Genomic DNA, 14,130 nt, shown 5'->3' on the forward strand with positions numbered 1-14,130 from the left:
TTCACGAATGTGATGGCTAGCCACTTGCGGACGATTGCCTTTCGGAGACCAACAAGCCCCCAATTTACTGATACGTCCAAATCCCGCCTCATCCTGATACATGAGGCGAACTTTTTGATAGGATTCCCCATTTATGAAGCGCTTACTTTGTCTTTCCTCAAATTGAGATTTTATTTTTTGATGCCTCAATACTTTGGGTATCTGCTTTTTTAGGATGTTGGGGGCGAGGACTAACTTTGCGCCAACCGTGACGTTTCAAAAGGGCATAGAAACCTTCTCGAGTTGTTTTTTGTCCTACTTTTTCTTGATAGGCCTGATGGAGCGAGCTAATCGTTACAAATTCTCCATCCATAGCAGAGTTCATTTGTTCTTTAAGGAATTCTTCTTCTTCTTCATACGTCAAATAATAGCGACGACGTCCACCACGCTTGTCAGTAAGTATAGCTTCTAAGCCTCCCTCTTGATAGCGATTCAATAAGTTACGTACAGTTTGATGAACAAAACCCACTGACTTGGCTGCAGCTGTTAAATTCTGTGATTCAGAATATAGAATAAGAGCCTGAATTTTTCTATGATGTTGAGCATTCTCTTTGTTTTTCAGTGCCTGTTTTAATTCTTTAACTTGTGATTTGCTTAGTTCTGTTTTCATATCTACATTATATCGCTATTTTTGATTTTTGTTAAGTATAAAATCTGAAGGTTTAGAGAGCAAACTTCCCCTATCTTGCCCCATCACAGTAGTAACACTATTTCGTAATTGCTTCCTTACTTGATTTGGCATTAAAACCACCTCCTTTAGCCTAAGTATAGCAAAAAAAGGATTTCGAAAGCTCATAAATCGAGCTTTCGAAATCCTTAACTTAATGACATTGCCCATGTGGACCTGCCTTTTAATATTCGATTTTTCTATAATAATATAAAGAAACTAGATACAAAATTCCTACATAAAATAGAACAAGAAAAACCATTAAAAGTAAACAAGTTGAAAAATTCAGTTCCCCCAGCAAAGCAGAGTAACTATTAGGGAATAAATACTTCAAATTAGTTAATAGAGGAGCAATGTAAGATAGGAGAGTAAAGAGTGTAGCTAGTAGCATTGTTAATCCATTAGACAAACGGATAGAAAGGCCGCTTGCTACTAAGATACACAAACTTGTCATTGTCGTAATTCCTATAATATTTAAAACATCTACATGAAAAAAATCAATAGAAGTAGGGAAAATTTCACCCGAACCTATCCCGCTCCGAACCAGATGTAGAAAATATGTTACAAAACTGGAGATTAGTGTTAAGACAGTATAAAAAAATTGTAGAAGCAGCAATGAACCCAGTTTGGCATTTAAAATCTTCTGACGATCTTGATCCTTATAAAGATACATTAAACCACTATTTATTTCATCTCTAAAAAGATGACTCGCTAAATAGATAAAAACAACAATTGGTAAAAATAGACCATATTGGGTGATTAAAACAGCACCGAAGAATTCAAAAAAACTCAAACCTCCCTCAGTTGCCGTTAACTGCATAAAATTAGTATCAAATAAGCTTACAACAATAAGCAACAAAGGAAACAAACTAAACCCAAGAACAACCTGAGCTTCTCTCTTTTGAAGCAATGCTTTGAAAAAAGGAAGGGTTAAATAATTCATATTCTAGTCCTCCACAAATAGTTTTTGGAGATGATCTCTCTTAGAGAGAACACTCTTAATTTTATTTTCCTCAGCCAATACTTTAAAGACATAGTTTAAGTCATACTCATTCATATCCACTGGAATTTCAAGCAATCTTCCTTCAAAACTAATAGAATCATAAGCACTTAACTGCTCCAATAACCTTCTTTCACGAATAGGAGAAATTAATTCAACACAAATCTTTTCCGCATCAGCTGGATTAGCTTCCGATATGACACCTGCTTCAATAAATAAAAAACGATCACATAACTCTTCTAATTCCGATAATTGGTGACTAGAAATAAGCATTGAAGTTTGCTTAGAAACCGCCCATTCTTTTAAAATAGCCAATAAATTTTTAACGCCAATCGGATCCAACCCCACAAATGGTTCATCTAGTAAAAGAAATTTAGGTTCTGTAATTAAAGCTATTGCTAGAGCTGTCCGCTGCTTCATTCCAAATGAAAAGTCTTTCGGTTTCCGATACCTAGCATCCCATAAACCAACTAGCCGTAATATAGATTCTATATTGGAATCATACTCTTCTTTTTGGTGAATTTTTAAATAGAGTTTCAAATTTTCTAATACACTAATCTGAGGAAAGAAGACAGGATCAATCATAATCCCAAAATTATCCAACATTCCTTTACCTGAATAAATATCCTGAGTATCAATAAAAATTTGACCATGGCTAGGACGCTGTGACTTAGCAATACACTTCAGCAATGTACTTTTCCCAGACCCATTTTTTCCAACGAGCCCCACGATTTCTCCATCCACTATTCGAAAATCTGCATCTTTCAAAGAATAAAAATCATTTCCTGAATATTTTTTTCCTAATTTTTTTACCTCAAGGACGACCATAGATTTTCTCCCTTCTATTGAATAAAAGGATACATAAATACGCCGAACTAAAATAGATAATTAAAACAAATATAATTTGTGAGATACCTAGTAGGCTAGAATCTATATTCACAGTAAAGTCACCAGCATTACTAGTATTATTCTTAATAAAGTTAACTTATATTAAGAATATAGCGCTTTCATTTTGTTTTGTCAATTATTTCCCTAATTTTTTTATGTTGTATTCGATAAAATTAGCTTTTTCATACTCGTTAAGTTTCAAAATATGATACTGTCAAGGATTAACAGACTTTAAAAAATCACAAGTATACTTTTTATCTTACATATGTATTAGAGTGTTTAAAAAACTAAGTGCCCTCTAACAAAAAACTTGAATTACTGCTTCCATATTAATAAAAAATAGGTTGGGCAAAAACTAGCTTATAAAATAAAAAAAGCGAGCAATTCCAGAATAGAATTGCTCCTTGAATGCTAGTCAGAACTATAATCCGCTCATAGTAAGACAAGAGCTGATTAAATACTCCGCCAAGTCTATTCTCTTCCTCGATTTCTCCGTTAAAAGATTTAACCAAGCGGATATGACTAAATCGATGACTAATAGCACTTGAAGTATCGCCCTGTGTTTCTTGAAATTTCGAATAGCTATTTTCTATCTTATTATTTATAAAAGCTATAAGGAATACTAGAATAGGTAAAATAAATAAGGTTAATAACGTCATCACTAAACTAATCCGAACAAGAAAGAAAAGTGAGCCAATAATCATAATAATGTTAATCAGCCCTCCAGAAATAACCGATGTCAAAAAACGTAAAATAATTGACATATCATTCATGAAGCGACTTGCTAAATCACCAGATTTAAATAACTCTAGCTCAGATACCTCACTAGTTAGCAAACTCTCATAAGTATACTTTTATATTTTATTTCAAGTTTTTCCACCCTCCACACCTATCAAATAACCAGAATAGGCTTGAAAAAATATACTCCTATAATCAAAGCTACTAAACTACTTAACACACTCAATATCAATCCTAAAAATAAATCTAGATTTGTTCATAATTAGAATTCTACTTTCTGAAAAATGCGACTAACTAAAAAACTCAAATCAAAACTATAGACACCCGCAAGAGAACTCCAGCCAACTAAATTCACACTACCAACATTATCTCAAACTCTCTCTGATTCCAATAAGTGAAAAATTCTTACTGCGTCCCCGGTAAGGGATATCCCAAATGTTCATAGGCCTTAGCAGTAGCCTGTCGGCCACTGCGGGTACGAATAATAAAGCCTTGTTGAATCAAGTAGGGTTCATACATATCTTCAACCGTTTCCCGCTCCTCTGCAATATTCACAGCAATCGTAGACAAACCGACCGGTCCGCCATTGTAGAGCTCAATCATCGTACGCAGGAGCTTCTGATCTACATAATCTAATCCCTCTTGATCCACATCCAACATGGTCAATGCTTGATCTGTCACCTCACGATCGATAACACCTTCCCCTTTAATCTGAGCAAAATCCCGCACACGTTTCAGCAACCGGTTAGCAATTCGTGGGGTCCCTCGACTGCGGCGAGCTAGCTCGATAGCTGCTTCTGGTAAAATCTCTGTTTCAAAAATAGCTGCCGTCCGCTCAACAATCTCTGTCAAATCAGTCAGGTCATAATACTCCATGTGTGCATGGATTCCAAAGCGAGCCCGTAAGGGATTAGACAGCATCCCGGCCCGTGTTGTTGCTCCAATCAAGGTAAAAGGAGGTAATTCCAAATGAACCGAACGGCTCGTCTCTCCACTCCCAATCATAATATCCACATAAAAATCTTCCATAGCACTGTAGAGAATTTCCTCTACAGCCATGGGCATACGGTGAATTTCATCAATAAAGAGCACATCCCCTGGCTCCAAGTCATTTAACAGAGCCACCAAATCTCCTGCCTTTTCAATCACAGGTCCAGATGTTTGTTTTAAATGAACCCCTAATTCATTGGCGATAACAAAAGCCATGGTCGTTTTCCCCAAACCGGGAGGTCCAAAAAGTAGGGTATGATCCAAGGACTCATCCCGTAATTTTGCAGCTTCAATAAAAATTTTTAGCTGTTCCTTAACCTTACCTTGGCCAATGTATTCCTGAAATTTTTGCGGACGAAGACTGCCTTCAATCAAACTATCCTCACCCATTTGTTCCATATCTACTAATCTAGTCATAGCTCTATTATATCAAAAAATTCAGTTTGACTTTTCAGGGGAGGTGAGTTCTAAAACTATAAATCTCTCCTCACCAGCTCTATTCATAGAAACAGGTAGCAATCGCTCACAACTGCTTTTTCAAAATTAGAATACTTCTGATTTTAACTCTAAAACATAACCTATTTATAGATTATAAACAAAATCATCCTCAGTGTATAACTTATCAATATATTAAAAAAATCGCATTTTGTCAAGAATTTTTTAAGTTTTTATGGTAAAATCTTAATAGAGGGAAGGAAAGTGAGGTGATATATAGCATGGCAATCCCAAAGTATCAACAAATCAAAGATGAACTCAAGCACAAAATTATCTCTGGTCAATTTGAGAATGGAGATAAATTTTATACAGAGGCCGAATTGATTGATATGTATAATGTTAGTTCAATTACGGTTGTACGTGCCTTAAACGACCTAGCTAAAGACGGTTACATCGTACGCCAACAGGGAAAAGGGACTTTTGTATCTCGAGCTGGCAATCATAAACTGATCGAATATTCTGATGCTGATTTTCTTGATGGTAAAGTCGATAAAGTAACAGTCCTATCGATTACAAGGGATAACAATCCTGAGTTCATCGCAAAACTTGGACTTGGTCCTATGCACTATTATTATAAGATTGAACGGATGCGTACAGCGGATGGTACCCCTTATGTTTTCCATGAATCTTATATCCCAGAGCAGTATATCAATGCCAATTATCCAGAATTGAGCTACTATAGCTCAATCTACGACCGGTTTAAGTTTGACTACCATATTCATCTCAATGATGAAAAATTTGAAGAGACAACTGAAATTCTCTTTCCAACAGATTCCTTGATTAGCGAACGCCTAGAGGTTGCTGAAGAATTTCCTACTGTCCTTCAAACCAAGACCACGCGCCTTGAATCCACTGGTCAAATCTTGGAATACCGTAAAACCTATAAACGTGGTGATTACTTCAAGTTCACCCTCCTATCACGGAATCAATAAGCTATGAACGATGAATCATACAAAATCACCAAAAAAAGGGCCACTTCTCACCCAGGAGAAGATAGGCCCTTTTTATTATAAGCCCAAGCGGGTGAAAATCGCATCAACGCCGCTAGTATAGTAGTCTGGATTAAAAATTTGTTCAATTTCTGCTGAATTTAAATAGGAAGTGATTTCAGAATCCTCCAGTAGCAGAGATTTAAAATCAACTTGGTGATCCCAGGCTTGAGCCGTTTTAGGCTGAACCAAGTCATAGGCGGCTTCCCGTGTCATTCCCTTTTCAATCAAAGATAATAAAACACGCTGACTATAAATAAGCCCAAAGGTAGCATCCATGTTACGTCGCATATTTTCGGGGAATACGGTCAAATTCTGGACAATGCGACCAAAGCGATTCAGCATGTAATCTAAAAGAATCGTTGAATCTGGGGCAATAATACGCTCTGCTGAAGAATGTGAAATATCTCGTTCATGCCAAAGCACTACATCTTCCATAGCTGTCATCATATGACCACGCAACACGCGCGCCAAACCTGTCATATTCTCAGAACCGATTGGATTACGCTTGTGGGGCATAGCGGAACTTCCCTTTTGTCCCTTAGCAAAAAACTCCTCCACCTCACGCTGCTCTGATTTCTGCAAACCACGAATTTCTGTCGCCATACGCTCAATAGATGTAGCAATCAAGGCTAGGCAATTAAAATAATCTGCATGTAGATCCCGAGGTAAAACTTGAGTTGAAATCTCTTGCGGACGAATCCCCAAGCGCTCACAAACATACTCTTCTACAAAAGGAGGGATATTTGCAAAATTTCCAACTGCACCCGAAATTTTACCAGCCTCAATCCCTGCTGCAACCTGATTAAACCGTTCCAAGTTACGTTTCATCTCACTGTACCAGGTTGCTAATTTCAAACCAAAAGTAGTAGGCTCTGCATGAACCCCATGAGTCCGCCCCATCATAATGGTATATTTATGTTCTCGTGCTTTCTCAGCAATAATAGCAAGGAAGTTTTCCAAATCCTGACGCAAAATAGCATTGGCCTGTTTATAGAGATAGCCATAGGCGGTATCAACCACATCAGTTGAAGTCAAGCCAAAATGAACCCACTTGCTTTCTTCTCCTAACGATTCAGATACAGCACGGGTAAAAGCAACCACATCATGATGAGTCTCTTGCTCAATCTCTAAAATCCGCTCAACATCAAAACGAGCCTTTTCCCGTAATAAAGACACATCCTCTTGGGGAATCTCCCCCAATACTGCCCAAGCCTCAGCCGCTAAAATTTCCACTTCCAGCCAAGCCCGATACTTATTCTCCTCAGACCAAATAGCTCCCATTTCAGGTCGCGTATACCGTTCTAACATGCGTTCCTCCTCCAAGTATTCTCTTACCAGTTTACCTTATTTACAACTTTTTCTCCAGTCATTCCGAATGAATAGAAAAAGATCCCCAGGAGGCACCTATGTATCCAAGCAACCCTATCCAAGAAGCCATTCTTCCCCGTCAATCCGCCCAAGTCACCTTGTTAGATTCCAAGCACATAAATCTCCATTTTCCTCTCGTAAAAAAAGAAGGACCTCTGACCCTTCAAATTTGGCCTAGCCAAGCGCCAAAGGACTGGCACTACTTTCCCCTTGGGCAAATAGATGGTAGCACACAGGTAATCCTAGACCTCAAAGACTTGCCATCTAACTCTGGTCCCTACGCCTATCGGCTCCAAGGACCCCACGGACAAATCCTTCAAAGCGGGACCTTGCTTTTCCCCGCAAGTCCAGACAGCCACAAGGACCTACAAGATTTAAAACCACACACCAAATTTTCTCCAGTCCAACTCGACCAAGGTTTCCTCCTTTTTCAACTCAAACCAGCTCCCCATAGTCCTGCAATCAACAAAGCTAAGCTCCGAATTACACAAGACCAGCAGAATCTAAAAATTCTTCCCTTAACCCCAGAAAGTCCAGACGGACTCTTCCAAACCCTCATTGACCTCAATCAAGACCTATCTGCGGCTCCTATCAAAAGTCAGATTGAAATCACCTTTGCCGATGGGCAAACGAAAACCTATCCCCTCACAGACTATCAAATCCCCCTCGACAAACTGGAACCCCAAGTGCAAATCCAAGAGGAGGCCAACACCCTACACCTAGAAATTTCTCGAGCCCAAGCCCTCGAACAAGTTCAGATTCTCCTCAATGGGCAGACCTGCCCCCTCACACACAACAGCCCAGCTCTCTATCAAACTAGTCTCCAACTTCCAACAGATCAACCAGCAACGATTCAAATTAAAGCCCTCAAACAAGGGCAGAGCCAAACCCTCTACCACAAAACCTTTCAGCCAGCACCGACCGAAATAAACTCCTTCAACCAAGAGCTAGATTCCCAAGTAAGTCCAAATCAGGATTTCCAACCCCTCTATCCAGCACCAACCTACCCCATAGGCCAATGCACCTGGGGTGTCAAACGCCTCGTCCCTTGGGTTGGCGACTGGTGGGGAAACGGTGGCCAGTGGGCAGCCTCAGCAGAAAAACTTGGCTTTCCAACAGGCTCAGAACCTCGTGTTGGTGCTATCGCCTGCTGGGACGATGGGAGCTATGGTCATGTAGCCCTAGTCACCCACGTCGCCTCTTCCCAAGCCATCCAAGTCAAAGAAGCCAACTACAACGGTCAAGGAGCTATTCGGAATTACCGCGGATGGTTCGACCCTAGCCAAGGTCTGGGGTACCTGACCTATATTTACCCACCTGAAAACTAAAAAAAGAGCTTAGAATCACACTCATCCGAAACGCTGATTCTAAGCTTTTTTATCAATTCATATTTTAAGAAGAAAGATCCACTTAGGCCTCTTCTCTTTCAACTTGGAAAAATTCTCTGGTTTGTTCCACAATTTGGCTATCCAAGATGCTCGTAACTTGTTTGAGAGTGTAGTAAATGGATTTAGCATCACTAGATCCATGCGCCTTGACAACCGGAGCTTTAACACCAAACAACATAGCACCTCCTGCCTCAGTATAGTCTAGACTCTTACGCATTTCCTTGAGGCTTGGTTTTAACAACCATGCTCCCAACTTAGCTCGTAGGCCGCCTGCTAGAATGGTAGACTTGAGTTGGCTGAGGATTCCCAAGGCTGTTCCTTCCATAGTTTTGAGGACTGCATTTCCAGTGAAGCCATCTGTCACCACGACATCAGCTACCTGATCCATAAGATCCCGCGCTTCCACATTCCCCACAAAGTTAAGGTCCTCTCTTGCCTCCAAAAGTTGATAGACTTCCTTGCGGAGGGGATCTCCCTTACCAGCTTCCGATCCATTATTAAGTAGACCTACCCGAGGATTTTGAACACCTCGAACGTGATTCGCATAGAAAGAACCCATGAGAGCATATTGCTCCAAATGTTGAGCGGTACTTTCTGCATTGGCACCCAAATCCATCATGACAAAACCTTGGCCATTTTTACTTGGTAAAATCGTCAACAAACCAGGCCGATCAATCCCTTTAATCCGACCAATAATGAAAAATGAAGCGGCTAGAAGAGCACCTGTATTTCCTGCAGATAGAAGGGCATCTGCTTGGCCTTCCTTTACAGCCTTAGCTGCGAGGACCATACTGGCATCTTTTTTACGCCGGATAGCTCGAGTTGGCTCATCATCCCCTTCAATTTTTTCCTTCGTATGAATGATCTCAATCCGATCACTGTTCGCAATAAGAGGCGAAATCTGATCTTGATCTCCATACAATTGAAACATCACGTCAGATAGCTCATCACGGGCCCGTAGAACCCCCTCAACAATAGCCTGCGGCGCAGCATCGCCCCCCATAGCATCAATGGCAATACGTTTCATTTTCTCTCCTTCAAAAGACTTCCCCACTCATCCAGGGAATCTAGAAATTTTTTGGCCTTCAAGTGAATCCCAACATATTCTTGGTAAAAAGCATCGAGTGTCCGACGTAAGTCAAACTTGGTTTCAGGAGATAAACGGATACTCTCTAATTCTTCCAAGGAAACAGCCTGAAACCGCTCTAGCAAAAAAAGACTATTGGGATTGAAGTGAGCACGATGCACATCTTGATCATAATGTTCAGGACAAAGTACCCCATCATAGACAAAACTATAATCAAAGGGCAAACCGATCCGATGACAAAAACAACACTCCGACAAAACTAGACGAGTCCCAAAACGGTCCAAAATCTGTATCTCAAAAATCAAGGTTAGAACCTCATAATCCAATCCCTCTTCCATCAAATCCAAGGTCTTGGTCACAAACTGAAAAAGAGCCGGATCTGCTTGCCCATCCTGAATACTGGCATCAGCTAAAGCCAAAACATAGGAAGCATAAGCCAAAGAATAGATATCTCCCTGAACTTTGGGATAAGCAGTCTCCACACTAACTTCATCAATATACCCCAATCCCTCCTCTCGAAGCTTGAGGACATAGTCCCCCATCACCAAGGGTTGAATCTGAGCCAAACGCTGAGACTTCTCGACATTACGGACAAAAAACATCCGCTTCCCAGCCTTCTCTGTAAAAATTTTAACCAAACGATCCTTTTCCCGATAGGGACGATTATAAAGAACCAGACCTTTGGACTGAACTGTCTCCATCAGCACCTACCTTACACCAAGTAAAGTTCAACAACAGCATATTCAAAGAATTTTGAAATAGTATAAGTCTCAATAGAAAAGAGGCTGCGCTCCAGTTCCAGCCTCGAAGTATTCGTTAATAATCATTCTTTACCACAATAGTTGATAGGCTCATATTGTGGAGTCTACTATTCCTGTTCATTCAACTCCGCTCTAACGGTATTTAACAAGCTTTTAGAGCAGAGTTAGAAATGAACCAACGATCTGTAATCGAGTCAGGAAGACTGTTCACCAACTAATTCAAATTAGTTCCAGTCATCTCCTTACTTGTTTTTGTTAATAGCAAACAAACTAGATAAAGGACGTTTTTCATGGATGCGAATAATAGCTTCTGCCAAAAGATCAGCAGTTGAGATTTGAACAATCTTGTCAATCAAACGTTCCTCTGGTAAATAGATAGTATCCAAAACAACCAATTCCTTAATCGCTGAATTTTGGATATTATCCATAGCCGGTCCTGATAAAACCGGGTGAGTACAGCTAGCATAAACCTCAAGTGCTCCCGCCTCTTGCAAGGCATCTGCAGCATGAGCAATAGTCCCCGCTGTATCAATCATGTCATCAATTAGGATACAGGTCTTACCTTCAACCTTCCCGATGATATTCATCACTTCACTAGTGTTCATCTTATCAACGGAGCGACGTTTATCAATAATGGCAATAGGTGTCCGTAAGAATTCTGCCAACTTCCGTGCCCGGGTAACACCCCCATGGTCTGGACTTACTACAACGTAATCTTCCCCTACCATGCCACGACGTTCAAAATAATCCGCAATCAACGGAGCTCCCATCAGATGATCTACTGGAATATCAAAAAATCCCTGAATTTGAGCCGCGTGTAAATCAACCGTCAAGAGACGATTAACACCTGCTACCTGCAACATATCTGCCACAAGCTTAGATGTAATTGGTTCCCGAGCTCTAGCTTTCCTGTCTTGGCGAGCATAGCCGTAATAAGGCATCACTACATTCACTGACTCTGCACTCGCCCGCTTCAAAGCATCTACCAAAATCAAGATTTCCATCAAGTTGTCATTCACAGGTGAACTGGTTGACTGAAGAATATAGACGTGTTTCCCACGAATCGATTCCTCAATATTTACCTGAATCTCACCATCTGAGAATTGACGGACACTGGATTTCCCCAATTCCATACCAATCGCAGCTGCAACACGCTTGGCTAAGTCCTGATTTGATGATAGAGCAAACAATTTTAAATCAGAAAAAGACATGATTCCCTCCGCATTTTTTATCCCTTCTTCCATTTTAAACTTTTTCAACTCTTTTTTCAAATGAAATCAAGATTTGGCTAGGGAAAAACGAAAGAGAGGTGTTGTTATTAAACTTAAAAGGAGATTGATTGCCAAACTAGGAGCTAAACTTAGAACCACAAAATCCATCCAATTCAAACTCGCCATCCCCATCAGAGTAGCCGCTCCAAAGTAAAGACTTTCAAAAAGGCTTATCAGTAAAACTGTCGCTAGCAGAATAGTCCAAGTATTTCGTAAAAACAAGCGATTCAAACTAGTGACAAAAAGCACACAGAGAGGGAATAAGACAAAGAGAATGCCAATGGAATGAAAGACATAGCTATCTAGAAGAAAACCCGCTATCATGCTTGCTCCCAATAATGTAAAGGTTGAATAAAAAACAGAAGCAAAGAGTAGAAAGATTAGACTACTATGAAACACGGGATACCAATGACTGGGAATCAAGTACGACAGAAATAAGGACGATTGCTGGTCCACAAACCATAGTAAAAGAAAGAGACCAAGGATTTGAAGAAGATTCCAGACTGCTTTCATTATTGACCTACCACACTAACTGTTGAAAAATCTAAACTACTAGCGGACATCTTAACATAGACTTCCCGCTCTAAATTATTACTATTCTGCTTACTTGACTCAACTTGACCTAAAGGGATATCTTTAACCGGCATATTTCCCAAACCAGAAGTCATCACCCGAGATCCTTTTGGAATCTCATCTGACGCATTCAGTTGATTAACGGTCACCAACTGCTGAACGGGATCATAAGACTTAATAATTCCAAAAATATCCTTAGAACCTGTATTGATTTTAACAGGAATCGCCAAGGGCTCTTGCTCAGAAGTTAGGAGAGATATAACACTCGTTTCCTCAGAAATTTTTGAGACTTGACCGACAAGCCCCCCATGAGCAACCACATACATATTCTCAACAATCCCATCTTGAGATCCCTTATCTATGACTAGCCAATTCGACCAAGTAGCTGGTAGACGATCTATAACTGCCGCCTGGATCACTTTGCGCTCCTTAAATTGGGACTGTAAGCCCAACTGTTGCCGCAATTCCTCGTTCTCCTTCTTTAGAGAATCAATCTGATTGACCTCTTCATCCATCGCATAAAGCCGCTGCTTCAAATCCTTATTTTCCTCATAAGCGTAAAATAAATTCGAAAAATCTGTCTCTGCTTGCCGCAAAGCTCCAAAAGGCTGATGTAGGAGACGACTCAACCAGGCAACACCGCTATTGGTTTGCTGAACAATGACTGAAGAATAAGAAAAAAACAGTAATCCCAAGACTAGAATCGAAGCTAAACCTGTAAGGAGAACTGTCTTTGACATGCGAAATTTTTTCATACATCCACCACTAAAAAAGGATAAAATAAGAAGGCTAGGATTAAATCCCAACCTTACTTTCATGACGGAGAATGGGGGATTCGAACCCCCGCGCCGGTTACCCGACCTAACGATTTAGCAAACCGTCCTCTTCAGCCTCTTGAGTAATTCTCCTATGGGCACGAGTGGACTCGAACCACCGACCTCACGCTTATCAGGCGTGCGCTCTAACCACCTGAGCTACGCGCCCAAGTCAAAAAACTTGGTATTTTGAACATAACTGTTCAAAGCGGGTGACGAGAATCGAACTCGCGACAACAGCTTGGAAGGCTGTAGTTTTACCACTAAACTACACCCGCTTATGAAAGAAATGGCGCGAGACGGAATCGAACCGCCGACACATGGAGCTTCAATCCATTGCTCTACCAACTGAGCTACCGAGCCAAATTGCGGGAGCAGGATTTGAACCTACGACCTTCGGGTTATGAGCCCGACGAGCTACCTAGCTGCTCCATCCCGCGCTATTGAAAAGAAAGGAGGATGTGGGATTCGAACCCACGCACGCTTTTACACGCCTGACGGTTTTCAAGACCGTTCCCTTCAGCCGGACTTGGGTAATCCTCCATATATATGGACCTTGTAGGACTTGAACCTACGACCACTCGGTTATGAGCCGAGAGCTCTAACCAGCTGAGCTAAAGGTCCAAGCAAGATCGATACTTAAATTAATAGCGGCGAAGGGGATCGAACCCCCGACCTCCCGGGTATGAACCGGACGCTCTAGCCAGCTGAGCTACACCGCCATATCGGGAAGACAGGATTCGAACCTGCGACACCTTGGTCCCAAACCAAGTACTCTACCAAGCTGAGCTACTTCCCGTAGATATAAATGAGATGTATCTCAGCTGTAGAGTACTTGATAAGTAGATTTGTAAAACAAATCTTTATCCAAAACCTCAAAGCTCATCGCTTTGAGCTCTACCAATCCGAGCTACTTCCCGTATTATAGTTTTAATGCACCCTAGAGGAGTCGAACCTCTAACCGCCTGATTCGTAGTCAGGTACTCTATCCAGTTGAGCTAAGGGTGCTCATTTGCCGAGGACCGGAATCGAACCGGTACGATCGAAATGATCGCAGG

General features: G+C 40.9%; 12 protein-coding genes, 10 tRNA genes and 1 pseudogene. 2 read left to right on the forward strand and 21 right to left on the reverse strand.

Annotated elements, in window-relative coordinates:
• The 5 genes and pseudogenes from ACXM1Q_RS07300 to ruvB all read right to left on the reverse strand — a co-directional run.
• Positions 1 to 649: pseudogene (locus tag ACXM1Q_RS07300) on the reverse strand (helix-turn-helix domain-containing protein); the annotation flags it as partial.
• Between the two features lie 241 nt (positions 650 to 890).
• Positions 891 to 1,649: a hypothetical protein gene (locus tag ACXM1Q_RS07305; protein ID WP_458517501.1), complete on the reverse strand. Its 759-nt coding sequence runs from the start codon at positions 1,647 to 1,649 to the stop codon at positions 891 to 893.
• A 3-nt stretch (positions 1,650 to 1,652) separates the two neighbouring features.
• Complete coding sequence (locus tag ACXM1Q_RS07310) at positions 1,653 to 2,534, reverse strand: ABC transporter ATP-binding protein (RefSeq protein WP_458517502.1); 882 nt, start codon at positions 2,532 to 2,534, stop codon at positions 1,653 to 1,655.
• A gap of 389 nt (positions 2,535 to 2,923) precedes the next feature.
• Positions 2,924 to 3,430, reverse strand: coding sequence for an ABC transporter transmembrane domain-containing protein (locus ACXM1Q_RS07315; protein WP_458517503.1), 507 nt, complete (start codon positions 3,428 to 3,430; stop codon positions 2,924 to 2,926).
• 307 nt (positions 3,431 to 3,737) lie between these two features.
• Positions 3,738 to 4,739: a Holliday junction branch migration DNA helicase RuvB gene (ruvB, locus tag ACXM1Q_RS07320; protein WP_458517504.1), complete on the reverse strand. Its 1,002-nt coding sequence runs from the start codon at positions 4,737 to 4,739 to the stop codon at positions 3,738 to 3,740.
• A 299-nt stretch (positions 4,740 to 5,038) separates the two neighbouring features.
• On the opposite strand from ruvB, the gene ACXM1Q_RS07325 reads away from it, so the two are divergent.
• Positions 5,039 to 5,749 carry a GntR family transcriptional regulator gene (locus ACXM1Q_RS07325; protein WP_135037982.1) on the forward strand — a complete coding sequence of 237 codons (711 nt, stop codon included), beginning with the start codon at positions 5,039 to 5,041 and terminating at the stop codon, positions 5,747 to 5,749.
• 75 nt (positions 5,750 to 5,824) lie between these two features.
• Here ACXM1Q_RS07325 and purB read toward each other — a convergent pair whose 3' ends face one another.
• A complete protein-coding gene (purB, locus tag ACXM1Q_RS07330; protein ID WP_458517505.1) occupies positions 5,825 to 7,117 on the reverse strand; it encodes an adenylosuccinate lyase in 1,293 nt (430 codons plus the stop codon).
• Positions 7,118 to 7,215: 98 nt separating this feature from the next.
• On the opposite strand from purB, the gene ACXM1Q_RS07335 reads away from it, so the two are divergent.
• A complete protein-coding gene (locus ACXM1Q_RS07335; RefSeq protein WP_458517506.1) occupies positions 7,216 to 8,505 on the forward strand; it encodes a CHAP domain-containing protein in 1,290 nt (429 codons plus the stop codon).
• Positions 8,506 to 8,587: 82 nt separating this feature from the next.
• On the opposite strand, the gene plsX is transcribed toward ACXM1Q_RS07335, so the two are convergent.
• The 15 genes from plsX to ACXM1Q_RS07410 all read right to left on the reverse strand — a co-directional run bounded on the left by plsX (position 8,588) and on the right by ACXM1Q_RS07410 (position 14,080).
• Positions 8,588 to 9,592, reverse strand: coding sequence for a phosphate acyltransferase PlsX (gene plsX, locus ACXM1Q_RS07340; RefSeq protein WP_458517507.1), 1,005 nt, complete (start codon positions 9,590 to 9,592; stop codon positions 8,588 to 8,590).
• Complete coding sequence (gene recO / locus ACXM1Q_RS07345; protein WP_458517508.1) at positions 9,589 to 10,353, reverse strand: DNA repair protein RecO; 765 nt, start codon at positions 10,351 to 10,353, stop codon at positions 9,589 to 9,591. The genes plsX and recO overlap by 4 nt, the downstream gene beginning before the upstream one ends.
• A gap of 302 nt (positions 10,354 to 10,655) precedes the next feature.
• Complete coding sequence (locus ACXM1Q_RS07350) at positions 10,656 to 11,624, reverse strand: ribose-phosphate diphosphokinase (RefSeq protein ID WP_135037990.1); 969 nt, start codon at positions 11,622 to 11,624, stop codon at positions 10,656 to 10,658.
• Between the two features lie 66 nt (positions 11,625 to 11,690).
• A complete protein-coding gene (gene mreD, locus ACXM1Q_RS07355) occupies positions 11,691 to 12,197 on the reverse strand; it encodes a rod shape-determining protein MreD (protein ID WP_135037992.1) in 507 nt (168 codons plus the stop codon).
• The gene (gene mreC, locus ACXM1Q_RS07360) at positions 12,197 to 13,012 is read right to left on the reverse strand and encodes a rod shape-determining protein MreC (protein ID WP_194181254.1); all 816 of its coding nucleotides are present in this window, start codon (positions 13,010 to 13,012) and stop codon (positions 12,197 to 12,199) included. Before mreC ends, mreD begins: the two co-directional genes overlap by 1 nt.
• Positions 13,013 to 13,077: 65 nt before the next feature.
• Positions 13,078 to 13,165 (reverse strand) — tRNA-Ser (locus ACXM1Q_RS07365).
• Positions 13,166 to 13,167: 2 nt separating this feature from the next.
• Positions 13,168 to 13,241, reverse strand: a tRNA-Ile gene (locus tag ACXM1Q_RS07370).
• A 38-nt stretch (positions 13,242 to 13,279) separates the two neighbouring features.
• Positions 13,280 to 13,350 (reverse strand) — tRNA-Gly (locus ACXM1Q_RS07375).
• Positions 13,351 to 13,362: 12 nt separating this feature from the next.
• A tRNA-Phe gene (locus ACXM1Q_RS07380) sits at positions 13,363 to 13,435 on the reverse strand.
• 3 nt (positions 13,436 to 13,438) lie between these two features.
• Positions 13,439 to 13,512, reverse strand: a tRNA-Met gene (locus ACXM1Q_RS07385).
• Positions 13,513 to 13,525: 13 nt separating this feature from the next.
• Positions 13,526 to 13,615, reverse strand: a tRNA-Ser gene (locus tag ACXM1Q_RS07390).
• Between the two features lie 7 nt (positions 13,616 to 13,622).
• A tRNA-Ile gene (locus ACXM1Q_RS07395) sits at positions 13,623 to 13,696 on the reverse strand.
• Between the two features lie 24 nt (positions 13,697 to 13,720).
• Positions 13,721 to 13,794: transfer RNA gene (locus ACXM1Q_RS07400), tRNA-Met, on the reverse strand.
• 3 nt (positions 13,795 to 13,797) lie between these two features.
• Positions 13,798 to 13,871, reverse strand: a tRNA-Pro gene (locus ACXM1Q_RS07405).
• Between the two features lie 135 nt (positions 13,872 to 14,006).
• Positions 14,007 to 14,080 (reverse strand) — tRNA-Arg (locus tag ACXM1Q_RS07410).
• Positions 14,081 to 14,130 lie beyond the last annotated feature (50 nt).

Source organism: Streptococcus sp. 10F2, assembly GCF_054331515.2.

Coding starts and splice junctions, on each gene's coding strand:
- ACXM1Q_RS07305 (WP_458517501.1), bottom strand. CDS start 1,649: ATGAATTATTTAACCCTTCCTTTTTTCAAAGCATTGCTTCAAAAGAGA.
- ACXM1Q_RS07310 (WP_458517502.1), bottom strand. CDS start 2,534: ATGGTCGTCCTTGAGGTAAAAAAATTAGGAAAAAAATATTCAGGAAAT.
- ruvB (WP_458517504.1), bottom strand. CDS start 4,739: ATGACTAGATTAGTAGATATGGAACAAATGGGTGAGGATAGTTTGATT.
- ACXM1Q_RS07325 (WP_135037982.1), top strand. CDS start 5,039: ATGGCAATCCCAAAGTATCAACAAATCAAAGATGAACTCAAGCACAAA.
- purB (WP_458517505.1), bottom strand. CDS start 7,117: ATGTTAGAACGGTATACGCGACCTGAAATGGGAGCTATTTGGTCTGAG.
- ACXM1Q_RS07335 (WP_458517506.1), top strand. CDS start 7,216: ATGTATCCAAGCAACCCTATCCAAGAAGCCATTCTTCCCCGTCAATCC.
- plsX (WP_458517507.1), bottom strand. CDS start 9,592: ATGAAACGTATTGCCATTGATGCTATGGGGGGCGATGCTGCGCCGCAG.
- recO (WP_458517508.1), bottom strand. CDS start 10,353: ATGGAGACAGTTCAGTCCAAAGGTCTGGTTCTTTATAATCGTCCCTAT.
- ACXM1Q_RS07350 (WP_135037990.1), bottom strand. CDS start 11,624: ATGTCTTTTTCTGATTTAAAATTGTTTGCTCTATCATCAAATCAGGAC.
- mreD (WP_135037992.1), bottom strand. CDS start 12,197: ATGAAAGCAGTCTGGAATCTTCTTCAAATCCTTGGTCTCTTTCTTTTA.
- mreC (WP_194181254.1), bottom strand. CDS start 13,012: ATGAAAAAATTTCGCATGTCAAAGACAGTTCTCCTTACAGGTTTAGCT.